This window comes from Arthrobacter sp. SDR-2R (assembly GCF_057747955.1).
Genome location: NZ_CM173231.1, coordinates 4190281 through 4216954, shown reverse-complemented (window position 1 = coordinate 4216954; position 26674 = coordinate 4190281). Strand labels below are relative to the sequence as shown.

The 26674-nt window shown below is 66.1% G+C and carries 23 protein-coding genes; 13 read left to right on the top strand and 10 right to left on the bottom strand.

Annotated features, from left to right (window positions below):
* Positions 1-116 precede the first annotated feature (116 nt).
* The gene (locus AC3ANU_RS19390) at positions 117-326 is read right to left on the bottom strand and encodes a hypothetical protein (RefSeq protein WP_018770853.1); all 210 of its coding nucleotides are present in this window, start codon (positions 324-326) and stop codon (positions 117-119) included.
* Between the two features lie 215 nt (positions 327-541).
* On the opposite strand from AC3ANU_RS19390, the gene AC3ANU_RS19385 reads away from it, so the two are divergent.
* Positions 542-889: a hypothetical protein gene (locus AC3ANU_RS19385; RefSeq protein WP_018770854.1), complete on the top strand. Its 348-nt coding sequence runs from the start codon at positions 542-544 to the stop codon at positions 887-889.
* A 59-nt stretch (positions 890-948) separates the two neighbouring features.
* On the opposite strand, the gene AC3ANU_RS19380 is transcribed toward AC3ANU_RS19385, so the two are convergent.
* The 8 genes from AC3ANU_RS19380 to AC3ANU_RS19345 form a co-directional block, all read right to left on the bottom strand.
* On the bottom strand, positions 949-2664 hold the full coding sequence (locus tag AC3ANU_RS19380; protein WP_134165132.1) for a thiamine pyrophosphate-dependent enzyme: 1716 nt from the start codon (positions 2662-2664) through the stop codon (positions 949-951).
* Positions 2665-2704: 40 nt separating this feature from the next.
* Positions 2705-4222, bottom strand: coding sequence for an amino acid permease (locus AC3ANU_RS19375; protein ID WP_488315097.1), 1518 nt, complete (start codon positions 4220-4222; stop codon positions 2705-2707).
* Positions 4223-4269: 47 nt separating this feature from the next.
* Positions 4270-5226 carry a glutaminase gene (locus tag AC3ANU_RS19370; RefSeq protein WP_018772168.1) on the bottom strand — a complete coding sequence of 319 codons (957 nt, stop codon included), beginning with the start codon at positions 5224-5226 and terminating at the stop codon, positions 4270-4272.
* Complete coding sequence (locus AC3ANU_RS19365; RefSeq protein WP_488315096.1) at positions 5223-6821, bottom strand: PucR family transcriptional regulator; 1599 nt, start codon at positions 6819-6821, stop codon at positions 5223-5225. Before AC3ANU_RS19365 ends, AC3ANU_RS19370 begins: the two co-directional genes overlap by 4 nt.
* A 235-nt stretch (positions 6822-7056) precedes the next feature.
* Positions 7057-7809, bottom strand: a complete 753-nt coding sequence (locus tag AC3ANU_RS19360) for a maleylpyruvate isomerase family mycothiol-dependent enzyme (RefSeq protein ID WP_223993785.1) — start codon at positions 7807-7809, stop codon at positions 7057-7059.
* On the bottom strand, positions 7809-8633 hold the full coding sequence (locus AC3ANU_RS19355) for a fumarylacetoacetate hydrolase family protein (RefSeq protein WP_223993791.1): 825 nt from the start codon (positions 8631-8633) through the stop codon (positions 7809-7811). The genes AC3ANU_RS19360 and AC3ANU_RS19355 overlap by 1 nt, the downstream gene beginning before the upstream one ends.
* Complete coding sequence (locus tag AC3ANU_RS19350) at positions 8633-9763, bottom strand: cupin domain-containing protein (protein ID WP_268002581.1); 1131 nt, start codon at positions 9761-9763, stop codon at positions 8633-8635. Before AC3ANU_RS19350 ends, AC3ANU_RS19355 begins: the two co-directional genes overlap by 1 nt.
* Positions 9764-9872: 109 nt before the next feature.
* The gene (locus AC3ANU_RS19345) at positions 9873-10679 is read right to left on the bottom strand and encodes an IclR family transcriptional regulator (protein WP_488315095.1); all 807 of its coding nucleotides are present in this window, start codon (positions 10677-10679) and stop codon (positions 9873-9875) included.
* A 48-nt stretch (positions 10680-10727) separates the two neighbouring features.
* On the opposite strand from AC3ANU_RS19345, the gene AC3ANU_RS19340 reads away from it, so the two are divergent.
* Complete coding sequence (locus tag AC3ANU_RS19340) at positions 10728-12014, top strand: MFS transporter (protein ID WP_018772174.1); 1287 nt, start codon at positions 10728-10730, stop codon at positions 12012-12014.
* Complete coding sequence (locus AC3ANU_RS19335) at positions 12007-13266, top strand: FAD-dependent oxidoreductase (protein WP_134165126.1); 1260 nt, start codon at positions 12007-12009, stop codon at positions 13264-13266. The genes AC3ANU_RS19340 and AC3ANU_RS19335 overlap by 8 nt, the downstream gene beginning before the upstream one ends.
* A gap of 177 nt (positions 13267-13443) precedes the next feature.
* Here the strand turns inward: AC3ANU_RS19335 and AC3ANU_RS19330 are convergent, their stop codons facing one another.
* Positions 13444-14496: a LacI family DNA-binding transcriptional regulator gene (locus tag AC3ANU_RS19330; RefSeq protein ID WP_018772176.1), complete on the bottom strand. Its 1053-nt coding sequence runs from the start codon at positions 14494-14496 to the stop codon at positions 13444-13446.
* Between the two features lie 217 nt (positions 14497-14713).
* Between AC3ANU_RS19330 and AC3ANU_RS19325 the strand changes: the two genes are divergently transcribed.
* The 10 genes from AC3ANU_RS19325 to manD all read left to right on the top strand — a co-directional run bounded on the left by AC3ANU_RS19325 (position 14714) and on the right by manD (position 26649).
* Positions 14714-16075 (top strand): ABC transporter substrate-binding protein, encoded by a 1362-nt coding sequence (locus AC3ANU_RS19325; RefSeq protein ID WP_026266211.1) that lies wholly within the window; start codon positions 14714-14716, stop codon positions 16073-16075.
* Between the two features lie 6 nt (positions 16076-16081).
* Positions 16082-17092, top strand: coding sequence for a carbohydrate ABC transporter permease (locus AC3ANU_RS19320; protein ID WP_018772178.1), 1011 nt, complete (start codon positions 16082-16084; stop codon positions 17090-17092).
* The gene (locus AC3ANU_RS19315) at positions 17089-18012 is read left to right on the top strand and encodes a carbohydrate ABC transporter permease (RefSeq protein ID WP_018772179.1); all 924 of its coding nucleotides are present in this window, start codon (positions 17089-17091) and stop codon (positions 18010-18012) included. Before AC3ANU_RS19320 ends, AC3ANU_RS19315 begins: the two co-directional genes overlap by 4 nt.
* A 2-nt stretch (positions 18013-18014) precedes the next feature.
* Positions 18015-18863, top strand: a complete 849-nt coding sequence (locus tag AC3ANU_RS19310) for a sugar phosphate isomerase/epimerase family protein (protein WP_488315094.1) — start codon at positions 18015-18017, stop codon at positions 18861-18863.
* On the top strand, positions 18860-20023 hold the full coding sequence (locus tag AC3ANU_RS19305; protein ID WP_488315093.1) for a Gfo/Idh/MocA family protein: 1164 nt from the start codon (positions 18860-18862) through the stop codon (positions 20021-20023). Before AC3ANU_RS19310 ends, AC3ANU_RS19305 begins: the two co-directional genes overlap by 4 nt.
* Before the next feature lie 3 nt (positions 20024-20026).
* Entirely contained in the window at positions 20027-20932 is a 906-nt protein-coding gene (locus AC3ANU_RS19300) for a sugar phosphate isomerase/epimerase family protein (protein WP_488315092.1), read from the top strand.
* Between the two features lie 3 nt (positions 20933-20935).
* Positions 20936-22339: a glucuronate isomerase gene (gene uxaC, locus AC3ANU_RS19295; protein WP_134165122.1), complete on the top strand. Its 1404-nt coding sequence runs from the start codon at positions 20936-20938 to the stop codon at positions 22337-22339.
* A gap of 77 nt (positions 22340-22416) precedes the next feature.
* A complete protein-coding gene (locus AC3ANU_RS19290; RefSeq protein WP_261377428.1) occupies positions 22417-23766 on the top strand; it encodes a mannitol dehydrogenase family protein in 1350 nt (449 codons plus the stop codon).
* Between the two features lie 198 nt (positions 23767-23964).
* Positions 23965-25353 carry a glucuronide transporter gene (uidB, locus tag AC3ANU_RS19285; protein WP_018772185.1) on the top strand — a complete coding sequence of 463 codons (1389 nt, stop codon included), beginning with the start codon at positions 23965-23967 and terminating at the stop codon, positions 25351-25353.
* Positions 25354-25419: 66 nt separating this feature from the next.
* Positions 25420-26649, top strand: a complete 1230-nt coding sequence (manD, locus tag AC3ANU_RS19280; RefSeq protein WP_223993805.1) for a D-mannonate dehydratase ManD — start codon at positions 25420-25422, stop codon at positions 26647-26649.
* Positions 26650-26674 lie beyond the last annotated feature (25 nt).

The following is a 26674-nucleotide window of genomic DNA, read 5'->3' as shown; positions in this document are numbered from 1 at the left end:
GTGCAGGGCCGGTTCCGCCTACGGGTCCGGAGCCGGTGCCCGGACCCTCAAGATTCTACCGGCCCCTTAGTCAGTCTCCGGCCCGGTGCAGTAGGGGCAATCGTCCGGGCAGTCCGTCATGCCGGCACCCCTGCCAGGTCGTAGCCGTCGGCGATATGGAACAAGCGCCGGCCTCCCGCGGGGGCTGCCACCCACACCACGTCGCCGTCATCGGTCCGGGCATCCACCAGGCCGCTGAAGGCGGTGTGCCCATCCCTCCTGAGTTCCACGCTGTCGCCGACCTGGACGGCGTCCCAGCGGACAGGGCTCTTTACGCGGCTCGTCATTGAAGTCACGGATATTCCTTTGAAGAGGCTTGGCCGGGGCGGCTGCTGCGGCCCCGGTGATGCCATCAAACCGCTGCGCCACGGCGCGGCTCAATGGAGGAATGGCCACGGGTTCCGGTCCCTTGTTGTGCATCCCTCCAGCAGGGACCCTGTGCCGGCATGGAGCGGCAGGGTTAGACTGCCTGCATACGTGTTGGCGATCGAAGGAGAAGTTCATGGACTACACCGGAAGCCAGTCGGAGAAGGCCGTAACCGCCGGGGAACTGGGCCGCAGCCACATCGGGCAGACCATCAGCTTCAAGCCGAACGAGTTCACGGTTGTGTTCGGCAAGCTCGCGGGCATCGCCCGGACTGAGGCCATGGTCTACCTGTCGCTGACGGGGGTTGGAAACGGCACCCACCTGAAGGACGAATATGACCTGCCGCTGACCCATGAGGTCTTTGTGCCGGTGGACGTCATCACCAACGCGGAATCCACCATCAAGGACCTGTTCGGCAAAGTCCAGGAAAACCTCCGCGGGGCCGGCCACAAGGGTGGCGAGGACCGGACGGACCGGCTCTAACCGCCCGCAGCAAGAGCAAGGAAGAAGGCCGGCACTTTCGTGCCGGCCTTCCGCTTGGCCTAGTACGCCTTGACCCGCTGCTCCACCACGAGATGGATGAGGGCGAATACGCCGTCCCGGTCAATCGCTGCCAGGGCTGCATCCAGCGCTGCCGGGACATCTCGGTCCTCGGTCACCGTGACCCCGAATCCGCCGAAAGCCCTGGCCATCAGCGCAAAGTCGGGGTTCTTCAGCTGGGTACCGGAGACGCGCCGGGGATAGTGCCGCTCCTGGTGCGTGCGGATGGTGCCGTACTCCTGGTTGTCCATGACCACCACCAGCGGGGTGGCCCCATACTGGGCAGCCGTGGCCAGCTCCTGCCCGTTCATGAGGAATTCGCCGTCCCCGGCGATGGTGACCACGCGCCGCTTCGGTTCGGCCAGGGACGCTGCGATGGCCGAGGGGACGGAGTAGCCCATGGACCCGTTCCGCGCGCTGATCATGGACGCGTAGCGGCGGGTGGGGAAATACCGGTGCGCCCAGTTGGTGTGTTCACCTGCACCGAACGTCACCATCGCATCGTCGGGCAGCCGGGGGACGAGGTTGGCCATCAGGGTGTCCATCCGGGCCTGCCCGGCCGCCGGGGCAGCAGGAGGCAGCGTGGCAAAGCGCTCCTGCTCGGCGCGCATCCTGGCCGTCCAGGCCTTCCAATCTTCCTTCACGGGCAGGCTGATGCCCTCCAGGCCGCGCACGAACGCTTCCGGTTTGGCCAGGATCTGCCGCGACACCGGGCCGGACCTTCCCCGCAGCGACGGGTCCACGGTGACCAGGAAATTTTCCTTGTTCCAGTCCTGCCGGCAGACGAAACCGTCCGTAATGACGTCGCCCGGCACCGTTCCCACGAAGACCAGGAGGTCGGTCTCCTCCAGCAGGTCGTAAGTGGGGCGCGGCCGGCCATAGCCGATCGGTCCCACGTAGGACGGCGAATCGAAGGGCACTGTTCCCTGCGTCCGCCATTCCGCCGCCGCCGGGATGTGGTGCCGTTCCAGCCAGGCGGTGAGCTGGTCCGCGGCCTCCTGCGTCCAGTCGTTGCCGCCGGTCACGAACAGCGGCTTGGACGATTCCGCCAGCGCCGCTTCCAGGGCTGACGCATCAGCGCTGCCCATCCCGCCTGCGGCCACGGGAATCGCAGGATGCAGCGCAGGGCTGACCTCCCGCCGGATGACGTCCTCGGGCAGGCCCACCACCACGGGCCCGGGCCGGCCGCTCATTGCCGCAAACATGGCCTCCGCCACGATCTCGGAGGCCCGTTCCGGGTGGTCAAGGACCATCACCCGCTTGGCGCCGGTGTCGAACCAGGACTTGATGTCGAATTCCTGGAACGCCTCGCGGTCCCGGTGGGCAAACGGGATCAGGCCCACGAAGAGCAGCATCGGCGTGGAGTCCTGCCAGGCGGTGTGCAGCCCTACGTGGGCGTTGGCCGCGCCGGGCCCCCGGGTCACCATCGCCACGCCCGGGCGCTGGTTCAGCTTTCCGTCGGCTTCCGCCATGTACGCGGCACCGCCTTCATGGCGGCAGACGATGGTTTCGATCTTCGAGTTGTGCAGGCCGTCCAGCACATCCAGGAAGCTCTCGCCGGGAACCACATAGGTGCGTTCCACGCCATGCGCCACCAGCGAGTCAACGATCACGTGCCCCGCGGATTTCAGGGCGGGCGCCACGGTGTCCTGGTGATGGACGACGGCGGCGGGCCGGGTGGGGGAGGAGGTCAGGGTGGGCTGCGGCTCTGGTGTCATGTTCTTTCTTTGGCTCGGAAGGTTGGCGGAAGGGATGGGGTCAGGAGATGGGGGTGCGGTTGGCGATGACGGGGGACTTTCCGGTGTAGCCGTCGCGGGTTTCGGCGATTTGGCGGATGCGGGTGCGGCAGGCGTACCAGCCGGCGACCATGAGGATGGAGGCGATGGCGGTGACGAGCATGGTCAGGGGTGAGTCGATGAAGACCATGATGAGGACGCCGATGAGGAAGAGCAGGGAGAGGTAGCCGGTGTAGGGGGCGCCGAACATGCGGAAGGAGGGGCGGGTGACCCAGCCTTTGTCGGCCCAGCGTTTGAGTTGGATTTGGCACAGGACGATGGTGGCCCAGGTCATGATGATGCCGACGGAGGCGATGTTCAGGACGATTTCGAAGGCTTCGGCGGGGACGAGGTAGTTCAGGGGGACGCCGAGGAGGGAGACGGTGGCGGTGATGGCGATGCCGCCGTAGGGGACGCCTGCTTTGTTCATGCGGGAGGCGAAGCGGGGGGCGGAGCCGTTGACGGACATGGAGCGCAGGATCCGGCCGGTGGAGTAGAGTCCGGCGTTCAGGGAGGACAGGGCGGCGGTGAGGACGACGAGGTTCATGATGACGTCTACGCCCTGGACGCCGATGGAGCCGAAGAAGGTCACGAAGGGGCTGACGCCTTTTTGGTAGGAGGTGAAGGGCAGCAGCAGGGCCAGGAGGATCACGGAGCCGACGTAGAACACGGCGATGCGGAAGACCACGGAGTTGATGGCCTTGGGCATGATTTTTTCGGGGTTTTCGGTTTCGCCGGCGGCGGTGCCGACGAGTTCGATGGAGGCGTAGGCGAACAGGACGCCCTGCATGAGGATGATCATGGGCAGCAGGCCGTTGGGGAAGATCCCGCCGTTGTCGGACAGGAGGCTGATGCCGACCTGCTGGCCGTCCACGGGGGTGCCGAAGATGACGAAGTAGGTGCCGATGATGAGGAACGCGACCAGGGCGGCGACCTTGATCAGGGCGAACCAGAATTCCATTTCGCCGAAGACCTTGACCGAGACCAGGTTCAGGGCCAGGACGACGATGAGGGCGGTCAGTGCCCAGGCCCACTGGGGGACGTCGGCCATCCAGGGGATGTAGTTGCCGAAGAAGTGCATGTAGAGGGCGGCGGCGGTGATGTCCACGATGGTGGTGGTGGCCCAGTTGATCCAGTAGAACCAGCCGGAGACGAACGCGGCTTTTTCGCCGAAGAATTCGCGGGCGTAGGAGACGAACGAGCCCGAGGAGGGCCGGTGCAGGACCAGTTCGCCCAGGGCGCGCAGGATCAGGAACCCGAAGAACCCGCAGACCGCGTAGGCGATGACCAGGGACGGGCCCGCGGCGTTGAGCCGGCCGCCGGCGCCCAGGAACAGGCCGGTGCCGATCGCGCCGCCGATCGCGATCATCTGGATCTGCCGGGGCTTGAGGTTCTTGTGGTAACCCTTGTCCTCCGCGTGCAGGGAGGTCTCGGACGCATGCGCGTGACCACCATCAATTATGTGGTCGAAGCCAACCTCGTCATTGGGGTTGTTGGGCATGGGTATTTCCTTTCGATCCGGGGAAGATCTGTCTTGGATGGGAAAAACTAGAAAACTGACCAGCCGGTGCGGTCGGAGAGGTCGGCAAGGGCTGCCGTGCCGGCGAGGGAATTGCCCTTGGCATCCAGGCGCGGGCTCCAGACGCAGATGGCGCACTGGCCCGGCACGATGACCAGTATTCCGCCGCCCACCCCGCTCTTTCCGGGCAGGCCCACGCGGTAGGCGAATTCGCCGGCGGCGTCATACATGCCGCACGTCAGCATGATGGAGCCGATCCGCTTGGCCTCGCTCCGGGACAACACGGTGCCGGCGGCTCCCTGTCCGTCATTGGCAAGGAACAGGCCGGCCTTGGCCAACTCCGCGCAGGTCATCATGATCGAACACTGGCGGACGTAATTCTCCACCACTGATTCCGCAGGCTGCGTGAGGTTCCCGAAGTCCTTCAGGAAATGCGCCAGGGCAAGGTTGCGGCTGCTGCCGGCCAGTTCACCGGCGGCAGCTGCCTCGTCAATGAACGGCCCCTGTCCCCGGCTGTCCGCCTGTCCCTGGTGACCCGCTTGTCCGGTCAGGAACCGCAGGAGGTGCGCGGCGGCGTCGGGCGTCTCCTGCATCAGGTGGTCGGTGACCACCAGCGCCCCGGCATTGATGAAGGGGTTGCGCGGGATGCCATGTTCGGCCTCGAGCTGAACCAGGGAGTTGAAGGCTGTTCCGGACGGTTCGCGCAGCACCCGAGACCACAGCCGGGCGGACCGGCCGCCCTGCAGCGCCATGGCCAGGGTGAAGACCTTGGAGATGCTTTGGATGGAGAAGGGGACATCGGCGTCACCGGAGCAAAAAACGTCACCGGACGTGGTGGCGACGGCAATGCCAAACCGGTCGAAGGGGACCTTGGCCAGGAAGGGGATGTTGCGGGGTACTGCACCCGTTTCCTTCCGCGGACGGTGACGCCGGACGATGTCCTCGAGGAGGATGTCCAGGGGTGGTGCGCCGAGTGTTGTGGTCATTTCCTGCCTGAAGTGTCGTAGGAAGTGGAGGCCCACTCCTGGAGGTGGAGCAGCGCCACCAGGGAATCCCTGGGGCTGCCGAAGTCGAGGCCGGTCACCCGGGTGGCTTTGGCCACCCGGTAGTAGACAGTGTTCTTGTGCAGGTTCATCCGCCTGGCGCATTCGGCGACGTCGAAGGACGCATCGAAATACGTGCGGAGGGTGTCGGCGAGTTCGGCGTCCTCCTGGAGGAGCGCTGCCAGGCCGCGGTGGCGGAACGGTGAGGTGTGGAAGTTCCGCACCGCCTCGCGGTAGAGGATTTCCGCTTCGAAATCGCCCACCGCGGCAACCGTGCCGGGTTCTGCCGTGCCCACGCAGGCCAGCAGCGCCTCCGTCACCCCGGTCACCGTATGGAGGGACAACAGGTCCGGCACCAAGGGGCCCACGGCCGCGAATGGACTGATGCCGAGGTGCTTGCGGGCATCCCGGACGATTGCCTCGGCAAGGGAACGCAGCCCCGATTCCGCGGTGCTGGACTGCAGGTCAGGCACGATGATGGCGGTGTCACCCTTGAACTGGCCCACGACGGCGGTGGGCTTGTACGCGGCCGCGTGGATGGAGGCGAGATTGGCAAGTTCCCCGTGCTTGAGTGCGGCGTCGTCGGCGCGCGAGTCGGCGTCGGACATGCCGATGAGGATGAGGGCGGCGGGACGTTCCGAAGGGATTTTTCCGCTGTGCGCGCTGGCGGCGGCCTCCGCGGGACCTGACAGGATCCGAACAATCCGGTCCTCCCGCATATGGACGGACTGCTGGTTGCGGTACCGGATCAGTTCGGCCGAGACGCGTGCCGCGGATCCCGTGAGGACATACTCAACGTCCGGGCCGAAGCCGGCTCCGGTCTCCTGGAGCCAGATGTAGCCCATGATCCGTTCGCCGGCAAAGAGCGCGATGGCCACCCGTTCCCGCAGCCCGTCCTGGGGCCGTGCGGGTACCCGGACCGGCTGCCGGGTGCGGTGCAGTTCGCGGTAGGCGCCAAGATCCTTGAGCAGCAGTTCGTATTTGCGGGGGCCGCGCCGGGCCAGGATGGAAGCCTTGCGGAGTTCGTCGATGTCATTGGTGACGGTGGAGTAGGCCAGGACCTTGTTGGCCGCATCCTCGATGAGCACGTGGCTGGACGTGAGCCGCGCTGTGGTCTGGGCGATCGCGAACAGGTCTTCCTCGAGCAGGGTCAGCACTTCGCTCTGGTAGCTGCGCGGCTGGATCCGGTCCTTGGCAATGGAGAGCAGGCGGTCCCAGTCTGCTGCCGGATCCACCAGCAGCAGTCCCGATCCGGCTGCGCGGAGGAGTTCTTCCGCTTCCGCCAGGTCTTCGCGCTGGCCCTTGACGGCGACCACCGGGGGCGGGTTCTTCAGGAGGCGCCGGAGGGCAGGCAGCGCCGAACGGCCACGGACCCCGATGAGCAGGACAAAGGCTTTGCCGGCCTGGGCTGCTTCATCGTCGGCGTCGACGATCAGGAACCGTTCGATGTCCGGCGCCGAGGGGGCCGGGCGAAGGATGAGGCTGGCGAAGCCGAGGGGAAGATCCGAGAGGATGTCATCCACCGTAACCGCGGCCATGGGTTGTCCTTTTGCGTCGATCCCACCGGACGGCTCTGTCCGGTCACCTCATGCTATCCAGCGTCCTGGGCTGATTTTATGGAACCTCCTCCAAGTCCAGGGGATCCTTTTTAGGCTCCAGCCTGAGGCGACGCACCGCACGTGACGGGACATGCGGGCAGGAACGCCGAAAGGCGGGCCAGCCGGTGCTGGCCCGCCTCTGGTGCGGTGCTGTGGCGGGTGCCACGGCGGCCTGTCAGATCCAGGCCGGTGCCGGCGGCGCCGGGGTAGCTGCTTCGCCGTCGCGCTTCGCCGTGGTTCCGTCCGTGCCGCGGCCCGCGGCCCACTGGGCGATGGCGGCCAGTGAACCGGACACCACGGTGGGCGACAGGGCGGCGGTGTCCCCAAACGACAAGCCGGTGCCGTCCACTGTGATGAGGAGCCCGGCGTCGGTGCCGCGCGCATGCCAGGCGCCGGTGATGTCCTTGAGCAGGCGTTCCAGGACGGGTGCAGGGATGTCCTTGAAGGTGGCCCCGTTGTCCAGGTCCACGGCGTGGACCCAGACTTCGCGGGTGCGCATCCACACGGTCTCTTCGGCCGGGACGGTCCTGCCCTGGACGGTTTTGACCTTGTGGTGCCAGTTGGCGGCGGGCAGGTCGCGCCATTCGACGTTCAGGTGCACGGCGGAGTGGTCGAACAGGTTCCGCAGGGCGATGGGACTGAGGGTGGACCCGAAGTCGATCTCGTGGTTGCGGACCTCAACGGAAGGGTACATGGGTGTTTCCACCCCGGTGGCCGCCCACTCGACCAGACGGGCGATGGCCCTGGCGTTGTAGCCCACGTGGGCTACAACGTGGCGGCGGGTCCAGCCGGGCAGCAGCGAGCCCCCGTCCAGTTCCGCGTCGGGAAGCTCGTTGAGCTTGCGGGCGAAGAACGCGGTGCCGCGCCGGGCCTGCAGCAGCCCCTCGAGCAGCACGGGGTCGCTGGCCTGGTCGTGCCGGGCAACCATCAGGCTTCCTTGACCACGCGGTTGGTCAGCTGGCCCAGGCCCTCGATGGTGGTGACCAGGACCTGGCCCTCCTGCAGGTAGCGCTTGGGGTCCTGCGCGTGGCCCACGCCGCCGGGGGTGCCGGTGGCGATGACGTCGCCCGGGTTCAGGGTGATGATGGTGGAGATGTAGGAGACCAGGTATTCCGGGGTGAAGACCAGGTCGCTGGTGGGGGTGGACTGCTGGACGTCGCCATCCACGGCCGAGGTCATCAGCGGCCCGGGGGTGAATTCGTCCTTGGTGACCAGGGCCGGGCCGAACGGGGTGGACTTCTCCCAGGTCTTGCCCTGCAGCCACTGGATGGTGCGGAACTGGTAGTCGCGCATGCTGATGTCGTTCAGCACGGAGTACCCTGCGATGTGCCCGGCAGCCTCTGCCTCCGGGATGCGCCGGCCGGCCTTGCCGATGACGACGGCGAGCTCGGCTTCCCAGTCCACGGTGTCCGATTCCTGCGGCAGCGCGAGGTCATCGTTGGGCCCGATCAGCGACTCGGCGTACTTGGCGAACAGGGTGGGGTACTCGGGGACCTCGCGGCCCATCTCCTTGATGTGGTTGCGGTAGTTGTGGCCCACGCAGATGATCTTGCCCGGGGAAGGCACGACGGCGGCGAGGTCGGCGCCGTCGAACGCGTGTGTTGCGCCGTTGGCATCCTTGGCGATGGTTTCCCAGTTGGGGTCCTGCAGGAGTGCCCCGACATCGGAAAAGCCCGGGACTTCGGTGAGGGTCTCGCCGTCCTGGCGTGCGGCCTTTGTTCCGTCGGGAGTGCGGAGGGTGAGGAGTTTCATTACTTGGTGCGTCCTTCGATGTAGGTGCGGTTGAAGTTCAGGCGCTCGAAGATGGGGGCGTCGCTGAACCGGAACAGATCAAACTCAGTCCCGGCTTCCAGGGACCATTGCTGCCAGGACGGGACGACGAACAGGTCGCCCTTGGCCAGGACCTTGGTTTCGCCGTTCAGGGTCACGGATCCGGTGCCTTCGAAGACCTGCCAGACGCTGGAGCCCACCTCGCGGACGGTCTCGGTCCAGGCGCCGGCGCGCAGCCGGTGGAACTCGGCGCGGATGGTGGGCATGACGTCCCCGCCCGTGGTCGGGTTGGTGTACCGGATGGCGGCGTGGCCCTGGGAGACGGTGGCGGGGTGGCCCTCGTCCTCGAGGAGCAGCTGTTCGCGCAGGGCGGCGTCGGTGTACTTCCACCGGTAGGCCGCGATGGGGGAGTTGGTGGTGTCATCGAGGCCCGAGAGCGGGCGCAGTCCGGGGTGGGCCCAGAGCCGCTCGGAGCGGGAGACGTCCGGGGTGGCTTCGTCGGTGACGCGCTCGGTGCCGAACTCGAAGAAGCCGGCGTCTGCGTAGTGCACGAACGGGATGTCCAGGCCGTCGATCCACGCCATGGGCTGGTCGGTGTCGTTGTGGTGGCCGTGGAAGTTCCAGCCCGGGGTGAGCAGGAAGTCGCCGCGGGACATCCGGACAGGGTCCCCGTTCACCACGGTCCACACGCCCTCGCCCTCGACGACGAACCGGAACGCGTTCTGCGAGTGGCGGTGCTCCGGGGCCGTTTCACGGCCGCCCAGGTACTGGATGGCCGCCCACAACGTCGGGGTGGCGTAAGGCGTGCCGGCCAGGCCCGGGTTGGCCAGCGCAATGGCGCGCCGTTCCCCGCCGCGGCCCACGGGCACCAGGTCCCCGGCGCGGGCGGCCAGGGGGTACAGGTCATTCCAGCGCCAGACGTGCGGCACTGCTTTCGGGGACGGGACCATGGGCATCAGGTCCGCGATCTCCGTCCACAACGGAATCAGGTTTTCCTTATCGAAATCCCGGTACAGCTGCTCAAGCTGCGCAGCCTCCTCCGGGGTGGGCTCGGGAACGTGGTGTTCCTGCGCCACGGATTCGTGCGTTTGGTTTTCAGCGCTGATCGACACTGGCCTTCTCCTTGCGTGCGGACTGACTGCGACGTGGATTCGACCCTAGGGAAGATCTGCTGTGATCCCCAGCATATTCTGGCATGCAGAATTCCTTCGGCCCTGCCGGTCAGCTTCCGGCTGCCCCGTCCGCCGGATTGGCCGCGATGTCTATTTCCAGCTGGCGCCGGGTCTCCATCATGACGCCCACCAGCCCGGCGTCGAACAGGGGCCGGAACCGTGCCACGGGAGTGGCCACGCTCAGGGCGCCCACCTCCATGCCCTTGCCGTTGTGCAGGGCCATCCCAAAGGCGCTGATGCCCTCCTCGGTACCCTCGAAGTTGGCGGCAAATCCGTTGGCGCGGACGGACTCAAGCTCGCGCAGGAACGCGGGGTAGTCGGCGTCCGGGATGTAGTCGCCGCCCAGTTCCGCGTTGGGGCTGCGGAACAGCTGCTCCAGCACGGCGGGATCGAGCTCCGCCAGGATGGCTTTCCCGCCCGAGGCTTTATGCGCGGGGAGCAGGGTCCCCTGCCGGTCCCCGACGCGCAGGATGTTGGTGCTTTCCACCGTGCCCAAAAAGCGGACTTTGGTGCCCACCCGGATCATGAGGTTGACGGTCTCGTTGGTGCGTGCGCACAGCAGTTCCATGTGTGGCCGGGAGATGTCCCGCAGCTGGCGTGTCCAGCTCAAGCCCGCCGGGCCCGCGCCCATCGCGGGGCCCGGCACATACCGGCGCGTTTCATCCTGGACCGCGAAGCCCCGGTACACCAGCATGGCCAGGAGCCGGTGTGCCGTGGACGGCGCCACGCCGAGCTCCGCCGCAGCGTCCTTGAGCCGCAGGCTGCCGACGTCCCGCAGGAGCTGGAGGAGCTGCAGGGCGTTATCCACCGCTTCGATGGAGTAGGTGGGCTTCCGCCGGGCAGGAAGATTCTGCATGACAGAATAATATGGGCGCGCTGGTATGACTACCAGCACAGTGGTGGGATGAATCACACAACTTCCGCTGCAGCGCCGCAGCGCACGGCCGCCCCCACCTCGGGCGCAGGCCTCTCCGGGTTCCCCCGGCGTTCCGTACTTGCCGTCCTGGTGTGCTGGCTGCTGGTCGTTTTCGACGGCTACGACCTGATCGTCTACGGCACCGTCCAGGGCTCACTCATCAGCGACACCGGCTGGGGCCTGACCAAGGCCACGGCCGGGACCATCGGGTCCATGGCCTTTGTCGGCATGATGATTGGAGCGGTCTTTGCCGGCCGTATGTCCGATACCTGGGGCCGGCGGCGCACCATCATCGGCTGCGCCATCGTGTTTTCCGCGTTCACCATCCTTTGCGCCTTTGCCCCCAATGCGCCGGTCTTCGGCGGCCTCCGCCTGCTGGCCGGCATCGGACTGGGGGGCCTGGTGCCCTCAGCCAACGCTTTGGTGGCCGAACTCGTGCCGGAAAAATGGCGGTCAACCATCGCCACCCTGATGATGTCCGGCGTTCCCATCGGCGGCTCCCTCGCCGCGCTGGTGGGCATTCCGCTGATTCCGGCCTTCGGCTGGCCCATCATGTTCCTCGTGGCCGTCGTCGCCCTGGTGGTAGTGATCCCGCTGGGGTTCCGCTACCTGCCGGAAACACTGGCACCCAAGACAACCGGCGGCAGCACCGCGAAGGAGTCCGTGGGATTCGGCTCCCTGCTCCGGGCGCCTTACCTCGGCACCAGCCTGCTGTTTGCCATCGGCACCCTGGTGACCCTGTTCGCCTGGTACGGGCTGGGCACCTGGCTGCCCAACCTGATGCAGCTGGCCGGGTACAACCTTGGCTCCGCCCTGACGTTCGCGCTGGCGCTCAACCTGGGCGCCGTGGCTGGCTCGGTACTGACCGCCTGGGCCGGCACAAGGTTCGGGCCCATTCCCACGGCGATTGCGGCAGCGGCGGTGGCCGCCGTCGCCCTGGTGGTCCTGGTGTCCGGGCCGCCCGTCGCCGTCGTCTATTTCATGCTGGTGCTGGCCGGCGTGGGAACGCACGGCACCCAGTGCCTGATCATCGCGGCCGTGGCCAGCCACTATCCGGCACACCTCCGCGGTACTGCCCTTGGCTGGGCACTCGGCGTGGGCCGCATCGGGGCAGTGGCCGCACCGCAGGCCGGCGGGCTCCTGCTCGCAGCGGGCCTGGGCGTCAACTCAAACTTCCTGGCGTTTGCCGGAGCAGCCGCTGCAGCAGCAGTCCTGCTCGCAGCAGTCGGCATCAAAATCAAGAAATCAACAGCAGTAGGAGTTTCCAATGTCTAACGTCAAAGCGTCCACCGACGTCCTCGTGGTGGGCGGCGGCATGGCCGGGCTTGCCGGAGCGCTGGCGCTTCGCGAAAACGGCGCCGACGTCACCCTGGTTGAAGTGGCACCGGCCTTCGGTGAAGTGGGTGCGGGCCTGCAGATGGCCCCCAACGCATCCCGCGTCCTGAAGCGCTGGGGCCTGCTGGAGAAGGCGCTGGAAATTGGCGTCCAGCCCAAGCACCTGGTGTTCCGCGACGCCATCACCGGCGAGGAGCTGACCCGCCAGACCCTGGGCGGCGAGTTCGAGGAGCGCTATGGCGCCCCCTACGTCGTCATCCACCGCAGCGACCTGCACCGGATCCTGCTCGAAGCCTGCCAGGAAGCCGGCGTCACCCTGGTGAACGACGTCCTGGTGCAGAAGGTGGAAACCGACGGCGACCGGGCCCGCGCCTACGCCGCCAAGGGCGAGGTCTTCGAAGCCGACGCCATCCTGGCTGCGGACGGGCTCAAGTCCACCTTGCGCGGCACCGTTGCCAATGACGGTCCGGTGAATTCGGCCTACGTGGCGTACCGCGGAACCGTGCCCATCACCGAGGAGACCCCGGCCGCGGACCTGGAGGACGTCATCGTCTACCTGGGACCGGACTGCCACCTGGTCCAGTACCCGCTGCGCAAGGGCCAGCTGCTCAACACCGTGGCGGTGTTCAAGTCCCCGTCCTTCGAGCGCGGCGAAGAGCAGTACGGCGGCGTGGACGAGCTCGAGGCAGCCTATAAGGACTGCGTCCCCGCCGTGCAGGAAGCCCTGAAGAACCTGGCCACCGGCATCCGCTGGCCCATGTACGACCGCGACCCCATCGAGAACTGGGTTTCCGGCCGCATGGCACTCATCGGCGACGCCGCCCACCCGATGCTGCAGTACCTGGCCCAGGGTGCCTGCCAGGCGCTGGAGGACGCGGCAGTCCTGCAGGACGTGGCCCGCGAAAAGGTCTTCACGCCCGAGGGCATCGACGCCGGCGCCTGGGAAGCTGCCTTCCGCGAGTTCAACGAAGCCCGCGCCGCGCGGACGGCCCGAGTGCAGCGCACCGCCCGGATCTGGGGCGAGTCCTGGCACGTGGGCGGCGTGGCACGCGTCCTGCGGAACATGCTGTTCAAGAGCCGCGGCGACAACAACTTCCAGTACAACGACTGGCTGTACGGGCGCGGTGAGCCCGGTGTTCCCGCGGAGGTTCCGGCCGGGGTTCCGGCGGGGTCCAGGCTGGTGGAAGCCTAAGCACTGATTTTCCAGGGCGGGCGTACGACGGCGGGTGGCTCCCGCCGTCGTACGCCCGCCGGAGCGGCCCCCACCTGGACCCGCGCCAGCGGGGCCTTTCCAGGCAGGAAGTCGTTGACGCCATCGCCCGCCGCGGACGTCCGGGGGGGGGGGGGGGGGGGAATGAGCCTCGCCTTCCTATAGTCGTGCAGGGCCTGTGGACTCCCGGATAGTCAAGTGGGTGGGCATGACCGCCAGCTGCCGGGCGGCTCTTCCCGCCAGCGGGTTGAGCTGGGCCAGCAGCATGGACACCGCCACCCGGCCGGCCTGTTCGATGGGACTTGAAATGGTGGTCAGGGGCGGGTTGCAGAAGTCCGCGCCGAAGATGTCATCGGACCCGATGATGCTCATGTCCTCCGGGACGCGGATGCCGCGGGCCTGGAGGCGCTGGAGCATGCCGATGGCCAACAGGTCGTTGAAGACGATGCAGGCAGTGGCACCCGTCCTGACCGCCGCGTCCGCCGCAGCAGCCCCCGACGTCGTCTTCGGGGTGTAGGGCCCGATCCGGTGGACCTCCATACCGCGCCGTTTCGCGTCCTCCTCGAAGACCTTCCACCGCATCTGGTTTGACCACGACGTGGGTGGTCCGGCGACGTAGCAGACCTTGTGGTGGCCCAGGGAGGCCAGGTGTTCCAGGGCCTGGATGATGGCCGACGGCGTATCGATCATGACCGTGGGAGCGCTGGTGGAGGCGCGGTTGAAGGTGACCAGGGGCTGCGTCCGCGAGACCTCCGCCAGCTGGGCGTCCGTCAGGCGGGAGGCAGCGAGAATGAAACCGTCGGCGGATTTGCGCATCTTGTGCAATGCATCGAGTTCCACCTCGTTGGATTCTTCAGTGTCCACCAGCAGCTGGGTGTAACCGGCTGCCTTGAGCTGGTGCTGCGTGCCCCGGATGATGTCGAAATAGAACGGGTTGGTGATATCGGGCACCAGCACCGCCACGGCGTTGGTGCGCCCCGAACTGAGTCCCCGCGCCTGGGAGCTCGGCACGTAGTTCAGCTCCGCGGCTGCCTCTTCGATCCGCTGCCGGGTCCTCGCATTGACCCGGTCCGGCCGCGACAGGGCACGTGACACCGTGGAGGTGGCCACTCCGGCCAGTTCCGCCACGTCGCGGATGGTGGGCGGCCGGTTTGCACCGGCGTTAAGGTCTAGCGCACCGCGCGTGGTGGCTTCGACGGGTAGATCAGCCATGACGCTGGACCTTTCCTCGCTGGCTGGACGAACCGCCGTCGACAATTAACGCCGGCGAGGCCCCTGACTCTGTGCCTTAATCCCACCATTTTTGGCAACTTTTGGCAACCGCTTGCCGGAGTTGTTGCATCCTTCCTAGACTGGCATTCGAGTCGCCTGCAGTGATTTCCGCCACAGGACGGATGTGGCCATGTGGGTGTCCTAGAGGAGAAAAACAATGAGGTTTAAATCGACTACTGGGCTTGCGGCGATTGTTACGGCTGCAGCACTGGCCCTGACCGGTTGCGGTTCGGGTTCCGGGACCGGTGGGGGAGGGTCCACAAATGCGGACGGCAAAGTGGACGGGACGGGCAAGACGCTGAACGTCCTGACTGGCGTTCTCAGCCAATACCCCGAGCAGCAGAAACAGTGGCAGAGCGACATCGCCGCCAAGTTCAAGGCTGAAACCGGGGCCGACGTGAAGTTTGAAACCTTCGCCTCGGCCAACGACGAGCTCACCCGCATCCAGACTTCCGTAGTCTCCGGCCAGGGGCCGGATGTCTACGGACTCGGCACCACCTTCACCCCCACGGCCTATGCCACCAAGGCCTTCGTCACCCTCTCGGATGACGACTGGAAGAAGGTTGGCGGCAAGGACCGCTTCAACCAGGCCGCCCTCGGTATTTCCGGCCCGGACAAGGACCACCAGGCCGGCATCCCCTTCGTCAGCCGCCCGTTCGTGATGGCGTACAACAAGGACCTGCTCGCCGCGGCCGGCATTGACAAGCCCGCAACCAGCTGGGACGAGCTCGCAGCCCAGGCCAAGAAGATGACCAAGGCTGATACCTATGGCATCGCCACGGGCTACAAGGACAACTATGACCCCTGGAAGTTCATCTGGGCCATGGCCGTCCAGGCCGGAAACCCGTTGGTCGACGGTAACAAGCTCAAGATGGACGACCCCACCGTCAAGAAGGCCTACCAGACCTACTTCGGCTGGTTGACCCAGGACAAGGTCGTTGACCCTGCTTCCGTCGGCTGGAGCAACAGCAACGCCGTGGCGGCCTTCGCCAGCGGCAAGGCCGGCTACCTGATGATGACCACCTCCAGCTCCATCCCCACCCTCGACAAGTCCGCAGTTGCCGGGAAGTACGAGTACGCCCTGATGCCCACGGTCGCACCGGGCGAGACGCAGTCCAAGTCCGATGGCGAGGCCGCCAGCATCCTCTCGGGCGACAACCTGGTGGTGGCTGATTACTCCAAGCAGAAGGACCTTGCCTTCGCCTACATCAAACTGATCACTTCCAAGGACGAGCAGTTGAACTACCAGAAGACCTTCGGCGACCTGCCTGCAAACGCCGAAGCCCTGGCCGCTCTGACAGACCCCAAGCTCAAGCCGGTGGCTGACGCCGCCGCCAAGTCCAAGGCCACACCGTTCACTGGCGCCTGGGGCGATATCCAGCTCGGCCTCCTCAACGTCACCGTGCAGTCGATCCCGGACCTGGCCGCGGGCAAGGTGGACGAGTCAGCACTCGAACAAAGGATCAAGGACGCCCAGAACAAGGGCCAGGCTTCCCTGGACCGGGCCTCCAAAGGATAGGTTCTGATGTCAACCGACGCCTCTCATGAAGTCCGGCCTGCGGTGGATTCCGCCGCGGGCCGGGCGCCCCGCGATTCACACGACGCCGGGCAACAGCCCGGCCACCAGGGCGGCCTGCGCCGCAAGGGAATGAGCGAACGCAACCGGCCGCTCTGGATGCTGATCCCGGGTGGGGTCCTGATGATCATCATCATCGTGGTCCCGCTGCTGCTGGGCATCTACATGTCCGTCCTCAACCTGGACCAGTACACCCTGCGGAAATGGATCAGTGCGCCGCTCATCGGAGCCGAAAACTTCGTTGAAGCGGTGACGGCATCGCCCTTGCTGCACGCCGTCTGGCTCAGTGTCAGCTACTCGCTGCTGGCCATGGTGGTGACGCTGCCGCTGGGCATCGCCGCCGCGGTGGCCACGCAGAACGCGTTCAAGGGCCGGGCAGTGATCCGCTCGGTCTTCCTCATCCCGTACGTCCTCCCATCCTTCGTGGTGGCCACCGTCTGGCGCACCATGCTCCAGCCCGGCGGGATCGTGGACGAGGCCTTGGCCACCGTGGGGATCCACGTGGGGCTGTGGCTCAACGGCCCGCAGACCTTTTGGACGCTGGTGCTGGTCCAGATCTGGGCATCGTGGCCGTTCATCTACCTGCTGGCCCTGTCCGGCCTGCAGTCGGTGGACCATGAGGTGCACGAAGCGTCGGCACTCGACGGTGCGCTGTGGTGGAACAAGCTCCGGTACGTGGTGTTCCCGTACTTGAAGGGCCCGCTGGCTCTGGCCTTCCTGATCGGGATGCTGCACCACATCAACAACTTCACCCTCCCGTTCGTGCTGTTCGGCGTCCCTGCGCCGGCCGACGTCGAAGTCCTCCCCATCCTGACCTACGTCACCAGCTTCCAGAGCTTCCGCTTTGGACTCAGCGCCGCAATGGCCTTCATTTCCCTGGTGCTGATCGCCATTCCGCTGTTCGTCTACCTCCGTGCCGTCAAGCTTGACGACGCCGAAACACCAGGAGCGAAGAAATGAGCACCACGACAGCCACCCGGCGGAGTGCGTCAACCGTTGATGTTGACCGTCCGGGCTCGCACCGCCAGCATGAGGTGCTCCGGCTCCTTCCGGGCCCCCTGCTGGTCATCATCCTGGTATTCCTCGGCGCACTTGTCCTGATCCCTGTGCTGTACATCTTCCTGGCTTCGGTGAACTCGGACATCGGGGTGGCCAATGGCGAGTTCTGGCCGTCCTCAGTCACATTCGATAACTACTCGAAGATTTGGACCAGCGTTGGCCTGGCCACCGGCCTCACCAACAGCGTCCTGGTGGCGGGAGCAACCGCGGTGGTCTCCGCAGCGATGTCCATCTCCACTGCGTTCGTCCTGGTCCGCTACAGCTTCCGCGGCAGGCTGACCATCCTCCGCGGGCTGCTGGCACTGCAGTCGGTGCCCGGAACCCTCATGGTGCTGCCGGTCTTCGTCCTGTTTTCCTCGGCGGCAACCTACCTCGGCATACAGGTGATCGGAACCCAGTGGGGCCTGTTCGTGACCTACCTCACCTTCGCCATGCCGTTCTCCACCTGGGTGATGGTCACCTACCTTCGCGGGCTTCCCAAGGAACTTGAAGAAGCAGCACGGATCGACGGCGCGTCCCACCTTGGCGTCCTGTTCCGGATCATCCTTCCGCTGAGCTGGCCCGGCATCGTGGTTTCAGGCATCTTCGCCTTCCTGCTGGGCTGGAATGACGTGTTGTTCGCCTCGGTGATGACCCGCCCGGAAAGCCAGACGGCCGCCGTCGCACTTCAAATCTTTGGTGCTTCGCAGGAAGGCGGCGCCATTCCGTTCTACGGCCAGATGATGGCGGCGGCATTGGTTTGCGCCGCTCCTGTGGTCATTCTTTACCTGATTTTCCAGCGTTACCTAGTAGGCGGGCTCACCGCCGGAGGAGTTAAATAACCATGGTTTCGACCACCCAGGTCACGTGGCTGCTGTCAGGCTTCGGCGACGAGATCGACGACGACCCAGCGGTCCAGATAGCAGTGCTGCAGGCCCTCGGCGCCAACCACATTGAAGTCCGCAGCGCCTGGGGCACCAACATCGTGGACCTGAGCGATGAACAGCTCCAGTCCCTGGCGTCCCTGCTGGCGGAGAAGGGCATGAAGGTCTCCGCCGTCGCTTCCCCCATTGGCAAGGTGGACGTCAGCCTGCCGGTGGAGCACGAAGTGGAACGGCTGCGCCGGGCGGTCAACGCCGCCAAGGTCCTGGACGCCAGGTACATCCGCATCTTCTCCTTCTACTACGGCGAGTCCGTGCAGGTGGAGTCCATCCGCGATGCCGTCATCGAACGCATGCGGGCGCTCGCCGATGTGGCTGAGGAAGCGGGCGTGATCCTGCTGCACGAGAACGAGAAAGACATTTTCGGCGACGTACCCGACCGCGTCCTGGACATCATCGAAACCGTCAACTCGCCCGCGCTGAAGGTGGCATGGGATGCCGCGAACTTCGTCCAGGTGGGGGTCAAGCCCTTCGATGAGGGATACGCCAAACTGCGTCCGCACCTTGAGTACCTGCAGGTCAAGGACGCACTGTTCGAAAACGGCCACGTGGTGCCGGCAGGTGAAGGCGACGGGGATGTGCTCCGCACCGTGGAGGCCCTGAAGGCAGACGGGTACCAGGGCTTCGCCTCCCTGGAGCCGCACCTCGCCGGTGCCCACGGACTGGGCGGTTTCTCCGGCCCCACCGCGTTCGGCATCGCAGCACGCGCCTTTGCAAAAGTCACCGCAGAAGCAGGAGTCCAGACCGCATGAGCACCCTTAACGTAGCCATCACCGGATGCGGCGTCATCGGGCGCACCCACGCCGTAGCCCTCGAGGCGTTTCCGGAAGCACGGATCGTGGCACTGGTGGATGCCATCCCGGCCGCCGCCGAGGCCCTGGCGGACTTTATCGAACAGCGCGGCGGCCAGAGGCCGGCGCTGTACAGCACGCAGGCGGAGGCCTTTGCGGCTGAGGACATCGATCTTGTGTCCCTGGCCACCCCCAGCGGCCTCCACATCCAGCAGGGCCTGGAAGTCCTGGCCGCCGGTAAGCACGTGGTGATCGAAAAGCCACTCGACGTTGACCTCACCCGGGCCCAGGAAATCGAAGCCGCAGCCAAGGAAGCGGCCGCTAAGGGGATTGTTGCCTCGGTGATCAGCCAGCACCGGTTTGACCAGTCAAGCGTCGCCGTTGCCGACGCTGTGGCCAAAGGACGTTTCGGGCGGCTGACGTCCGCCATCGCTTCCGTGGCTTGGTGGCGCAGCCAGGGGTACTACGACTCCGGCGACTGGCGCGGCACCTGGGCCATGGACGGCGGCGGTGCGCTGATGAACCAGGGCGTCCACACGGTGGACCTGCTGCTGTGGTTCATGGGACGCCCCGTTGAGATCCATGCGCACACCGCCAGGCTTGCGCACGAACGCATCGAGGTGGAAGACACCGCCGTTGCCACCATCACCTTCGAAAACGGCGGCCTGGCCGTCCTGCACGCCACCACCGCTGCCTACCCGGGGCTGACCGTACGCGTCCAGCTCATGGGGTCCGAGGGCTCGGCGGTGGTGGACAACGACCGGCTGCAGTACTTCCACAGCAAGGACGCGGGCGGCGAGTCCGCGGACATGGGCCTTCAGGGCGGGGGCAACCAGGCGGAACAGGAACTGGCCAAATACCCCGAGGAGGACTACAAGGCCGCGGACCCCACCGTGTATCCGGCCGGCCACGTCCGGCAGTACCGGGACATCCTGGGCGCCATCGCCGGTGGGCGGCAGGCCGGCGTCACCGTCAGCGACGCCGTCAACGCACTCGCCGCGGTGCGTTCCGTCTACGTTTCGGCCACGCTTGGCCAGCCCGTCCTCTTCGACGATGTCCTGGCCGGCAAGTACAACGACCTCGAAGTCCGCACCGGCGGCACTTCGGCAGAAAGCGCCTGAGCCATGAAGTTTTCAGTATTTACCGCATCAACCCCCGAATGGACCCCCGACGAAGCAGTGCAGCACCTGGCCCGGCAGGGCTGGGATGGCATTGAGTGGCGGATCACCGACCAGGCCGACGCTGCCGAGCCGGGCTTCTGGGCCGGCAACAAGGCCACCGTCCCGCTCACCGGCATGGAGGACCAGCTGGACCGGATTGCCGCCCTCACATCCGGCGCGGGCCTGGAATTCTCCGGCATCGGGGGATATGCACGGTGCGACAACCATGCGGACGTTGACCGGATGCTGGCCGCCACTGCCAGGCTCGGCGCCGGGCAGGTCCGGGTGACCACCCCTCCGTTGGGAACAGCCGTCTGGGGGAACGAACCGGCCAGCGGTACCCCGTACCCTGAGCTGTTTGCCGGTGCCCGCCGTGACTTCGAGTGGATCGCCGAACGGGCTGCCCACCACGGCGTGAAGGCACTCGTGGAACTGCACCACCGCACCATCACCGCTGCGGCCTCGTCCGCGCTGCGGCTGCTGGACGGACTTGATCCGCGGCACGTGGGAGTCATCCATGACCTCGGCAACCTGCTGATCGAAGGCCAGGAGGACTACCTCCCCGCGTTCCAGCTCCTGGGCGACTACCTGGCCCACGTGCACGTCAAAAACGCCGTCTGGGTCAACAGCGGCGAAACCGACGACTCCGGTGCCGCCATCTTCCGGAACGAGTGGGCCCCGCTGCGTTCCGGCCAGGGCAGCGTGCTGGAGTACTTCAAGGCACTAGCGGCCCATGGCTATGACGGCTGGGTGACGGTGGAGGACTTCTCCACCGAACTCCCGCTGGCTGAACGGACGGCAGATAACCTTGACTACCTCCGCTCCGCGGCCGCGCTGGCGGGACTTTCCGTCCCCGCAGGGAGGCGATGACCCGTGGGAACGCCGATTGCGGAACACCCCGACCGGCTGCTGCCGGCTGATCCCGGTGTCCGGAGCATCGCACGGTCACTGTTCACAACTGTGGAAGGGCTGCCCATCATCTCCCCGCACGGGCACGTGGACGCTGCGGTCATCGAGCAGAATACCCCTTTCCCGGACCCGGCTGCCCTGCTGGTCACCCCGGACCACTACGTCACCCGGCTGATCCACGCCGGCGGGGTGCCCATGGACCAGCTGGGGCTGGGTGGCCATCCCGCCGCGTCACGGGAGGTCTGGCGCCACTTCTGTGCCGCCTGGCCCACCTTTGAGGGAACGGCATCCGGTTACTGGATCCGGCAGGAGTTCGCCCACGTGTTCGGCCTGGCGGAGGAACCGTCCCGGGAGAACGCGGACCGGCTTTACGACGCCCTGCAGGCCAAGCTCTCTGAGCCGGGCTTCCGGCCGCGCGAGCTGTTCAAGGAATTCAACATCGAGGTGCTGGCCACCACGGATGATCCCCTGGACTCACTGGACAGCCACGCCGCGCTGCACGCGGACCCATCCTTTGCCGGGCGCGTCCTGCCCACCTTCCGCCCCGACCAGTACCTGAACATGGCGCACCCGGCCTGGCGGGACAACGTGGACCGCCTGATCGCTTCGGCGGGGGATGGCGCTTCGGGTTACGCCGGGTACATCAAGGCGCTTGAGGCCCGGCGCAGGCATTTCGTGGAGCGGGGCGCCGTCTCGGCCGACCACGGCGTTTTCACTCCTGCCACCCTGAAGCTGGACGACGCCGAGGCGGAGCGGCTTTTTGAGCGCGGGCGCAACGGCCAGGCGGATGCAGCTGACAGGGAAGCCTTCGAAGCGCACATGATCTACCAGATGGCGCGGATGTCCGTGGAGGACGGCCTGGTGATGACCGTCCACCCCGGATCCTTCCGCAACCACCATGCCCCCACGTTCGAGGCGTTCGGGGCGGATACCGGCCACGATATTCCTGTGGCGGTCAACTACACCGGGGCCATCCGGCCCCTGCTGCAGGATTTCGGGACCGCCAAGGACTTCCACCTGGTCCTCTTCACGCTCGACGAGACGGTGTTCTCCCGGGAACTTGCCCCGTTGGCCGGGTTCTACCCGTCGGTGTACCTGGGAGCGCCGTGGTGGTTCCTGGATGCGCCGGACGCCATGCTCCGTTTCCGGTCTGCCGTGACGGAGACGGCGGGCTTCTCCCGGTCCTCCGGCTTCATCGATGACACCCGGGCCTTTTGCTCCATCCCGGCCCGCCATGACACGGCCCGGCGGATCGAAGCCTCCTTCCTGGCGCGGCTCGTGGCCGAGCACCGGGTCACCGAAGAGCGGGCGCACGAACTGATCGTGGACATCGTGGACGCCTCGCCCCGCCGGGTGTTCAAGCTGTGAGTGCCCCCTTTACGTCCCCTCCGTCGGCCACGCCGCCCACTGCGGAGCTTCCGCGGCTGAACCGGACGCTCCGTCAGGTGCCCAAGGCGCCGGTCCGCATTGTCCACCTGGGGCTGGGCGCCTTCCACCGTTCGCACCAGGCCTGGTACACCCAACAGGCATCAGATTCCGCCGGTTGGGGGATCGCCGCCTTCACTGGCCGCCGGCCGGATGCGGCCCTTGCCCTGGCTGAACAGGATGGTCTCTACACGCTGGTGGAACGCGCAGACGAGGGCGACTCCTTTACTGTCATGGGCAGCATCGTGGAGGCCCTGGACGGTGCGGACATCGAGCGGCTTGCCGCCCTCGTGGCTGCACCGGAGACCGCCCTGGTTACGCTGACCATCACCGAGGCCGCCTACGGGTTGGGTGCGGACGGCAAGCTGGACACCAAGGCGCCCGACGTCGCCGCCGACCTTGCGCTGCTGGGTTCCGGCAGCGGACGGCCCACCACGCCGTTGGGACGGCTGGTGCTTGCGCTCGCCGCCCGCCGGGATGCCGGTTCCGGGCCGATCGCGATTGTCTGCTGCGACAACCTGTCCAACAACGGCACGGTGGCACGGCAGGCAGTGGCGGGGTTTGCCGGGGCCTGGGATTCCGAATTCGCCGCGTGGGTCACGGGCAATGTCAGCTTCGTGAGCACATCCGTGGACCGGATCACGCCCAGGACCACGGAAGGGGACCTCGCCGCCGTCCGGGAAGCCTGCGGTTACGTGGACAATTCCCCGGTGGTGGCTGAACCCTTTTCAAGCTGGGTGCTCAGCGGGGACTTCCCCGCGGGCCGCCCGCGATGGGAGGACGCAGGTGCCCTGTTCGTCCAGGACATCGAACCCTACGAGAACCGGAAACTGTGGCTGCTGAACGGCGCACACTCACTGCTGGCTTATGCGGGCCAGTTGCGGGGCCATGCGACCGTCGCGGAGGCATTGGCCGACCCCTGGTGCAGGCGGGCAGTGGAGGCTTTCTGGGACGAAGCAGAAACGAACCTTGCCGGCCCCGCCGACCTGCGGATACCCGAGTACCGGCAGGCTCTCCTGGCCCGTTTCAGCAACGCGAGGATCGCCCATAACCTGGCCCAGATCGCCATGGACGGCAGTACCAAACTTCGGATGCGCGCTGTCCCGGTGCTGCAGGCTGAACGCGCCGCGGGACGGTCCGGTGCCGCGGCGGCGCTGATGATTGCCGTGTGGATGGACTACAGTGCCACCGCCTCCCCGTTCCAGGACCCTCTGGAGCAGGCCGTGACAGCCGCCAACCGGCTGCCAGGCACTGAGCGAACCAAGGCGCTGCTGGCAGTTGTGGATCCTGCCTTGGCAGGGGATGCCGGTGTGGTGGGACTGGTGGAAAGCCTGTGCGGCACCGCTGCCGGGCGTTCCGCTTCCGAATAATCATGAGTCAAATCTGCCCGGCACGTGCGCGTGCCGGGCAGTTTTTGTGTGAAACGAAATTATGGCAATTTTTGGCAACCGGTTGCCGCTGGGTTTGCCGTTTCGTTAGTATTACTGCCGGAGCAACACCCGGCGCGCCCACGCGGCCCGCACTTCTTCTCTTGGCCACCACCGCAATGACGCGTTAGGACTCTCAGAATGAACAGGCTGACCAAGCTCAGCATCCTCGGCTATGGCGCGGGGGATCTTGCCAACAATCTTGCATTCACCCTCTCCACCACCTACCTCCTGCTGTACTACACGGACGTCGCCGGTATCTCAGCGGCGGCAGCAGGCACCCTCTTCCTCCTGGTGCGCGTCTTTGATGCTTTTGCGGACATCTTCGCGGGCCGGATCGTTGACCGCACCTTCCACAGGAAGCTGGGCAAGTTCCGCCCCTTTATCCTCTTCGGTGGCCTTCCCCTGCTGATCATGAGTGCCCTGACCTTCTCCGTGCCGGCGGACTGGAGCCATGACGGCAAGCTTGCGTATGCCTACCTGACCTACGCCGGCCTGGGCCTGGCATACTCCATGGTCAATATCCCGTACGGCTCGCTGGCCGGCGCCATGACGCAGCAGCCGGCCGAGCGTGCCAAACTGGGCGCTGCCCGCTCCTGCGGTTCACTCGTTGTGGGCTCCGGCCTGCTGTTCTTCATTACGCCGCTCACCAAACAGGGTGCCGCGCAGCTGCAACCACTCTTCACCACGCTGACCATTGCCTTCGTAGTGGTGGGCATGGCGCTCTACCTGCTGACCGTCTTCACTACCCGGGAAGTGGTCCACCGCGAGGTTCCCAAGGTGACCTTCAAGCAGTCCCTGGCCACCCTGAAGGGCAACCGTCCACTGCTCATGCTCTGCATTTCATCCCTGCTGATGCTTACCGCCAGCACGGGGCTGTCCACCATCCAGGTCTACTACCTGCGGGACGTGCTGCAGAATGTCAGCCTTGCCCAGCCCATGGCCGTCATCAACGTGGTCCTGGCCGTGGTGGTCATCGTGCTCACGCCGGCCATGGTCCGGCGCTGGGGGAAGAAGGCCCTGTACCTGGCAGCCGGAGGCCTGGTGGTGCTCGGTTCGCTGGTGGTCATGCTGGCCCCGCACTCGTTGACCTACCTGGCCTTTACCGGGCTCGTCATCAGCCTCCTGGGCGTGCAGATGATGAACATCGTGGTGTGGGCACTGGAGGCGGACACTGTGGAGTATGGCGAAGCACGTACGGGTGTCCGAACCGAAGGCATCATCTACTCCCTCTTCTCCTTCACCCGGAAGATGGGCCAGGCGCTGGGCGGAGCCGTCATGGCCTACGCCATTGCCAGCGCCGGCTACGTCCGGTCGGACAGCGGCCAAAGCGAGGCCACCATCCAAGGGCTGCAGCTTGCCGCAGGACTGGTGCCCCTGGTCCTCTGTGGGCTGGGCATGGCCATCATGAAGTTCTACAGGCTCACTGACACTGCCCACGCGGAAATCGTCGCCGAGATCAAAGCCCGCCAGGCTGTAGCCGCCGCCGGGACAAGCCGGCAGGCCGCCACCCACGCGGAACTCCACTGACCACCGAAAACACTCCTTCCCGCCACAACGCCCCCCTCCGACCGACCGTCTCCGAAAGGACCAGCTGTGAAAATCATTGCCGCGGAAGTGTTCGTTACCAGCCCCACCCGAAACTTCGTGACCCTCCGGATCACCACGGACGAGGGTGTGACGGGCATTGGCGACGCCACCCTGAACGGGCGCGAGCTCGCCGTCGCCGCCTACCTGAAGGAACACGTGGCGCAGTTGCTCATTGGCAAGGATCCGCACCGGATTGAGGATACGTGGCAGTTCCTGTACCGGAGTGCGTATTGGCGGCGGGGTCCGGTGACGATGGCGGCGATCGCTGCGGTGGATATGGCGTTGTGGGATATCAAGGGCAAGGTGGCCGGGTTGCCGGTGTACCAGTTGCTGGGTGGTGCGTCGCGGAACGGGTTGCGGGCGTATGGGCATGCTTCGGGTGCGGATATTGAGTCGTTGTTTGATTCGGTGCGGGAGCATCTGGAGTTGGGGTACAAGTCGATCCGGATCCAGACGGCGATCCCGGGGATCAAGGCCGTGTATGGGGTGGCGGCGCAGGCGCAGGCGTCGGGGGAGCGGTATGACTATGAGCCGGCCGGGCGGGGTGCGTTCCCGCAGGAGGAGGACTGGGACACCCGGGCGTATCTGCGGCACCTGCCCACGGTGTTTGAGGCTGTGCGGAACGAGTTCGGCCCGGAGATCCCGTTGCTGCATGACGGGCATCACCGGATGACGCCGATCCAGGCCGCGAAGCTGGGCAAGGCGTTGGAGCCGTATGACTTGTTCTGGCTGGAGGACTGCACGCCGGCGGAGAACCAGGAGGGGCTGCGCCTGGTGCGGCAGCACACCACCACGCCGTTGGCGATCGGGGAGATCTTCAATACGGTGTTTGACTTCCAGACGCTGATCAAGGAGCAGTTGATTGATTATGTGCGGGCGGCGTCCACGCACTTCGGTGGGATCAGCCCGTTGAAGAAGGTGATGGATTTCGCGGCGCAGTACCAGATCAAGTCCGGTTTCCACGGTCCGACCGATATATCCCCGGTGGGGTTCGCGGCGCAACTGCACGTGGGGTTGGCGATCCACAACTACGGGATCCAGGAGTACATGCAGCACTCGGCCAAGACCAACGAGGTCTTCGAGCAGTCCATGACGTTTGTGGATGGGTACCTGCACCCGGGCGACAAGCCGGGCATCGGCGTCGAATTCAACGAAGAAGCCGCCGCGGCCTACCCCTACCAGCAGGCCTACCTGCCCTACAACCGCCTCGTCGACGGCACCGTCCACGACTGGTAAGACCGCCACGACTGGCAAGGACCAA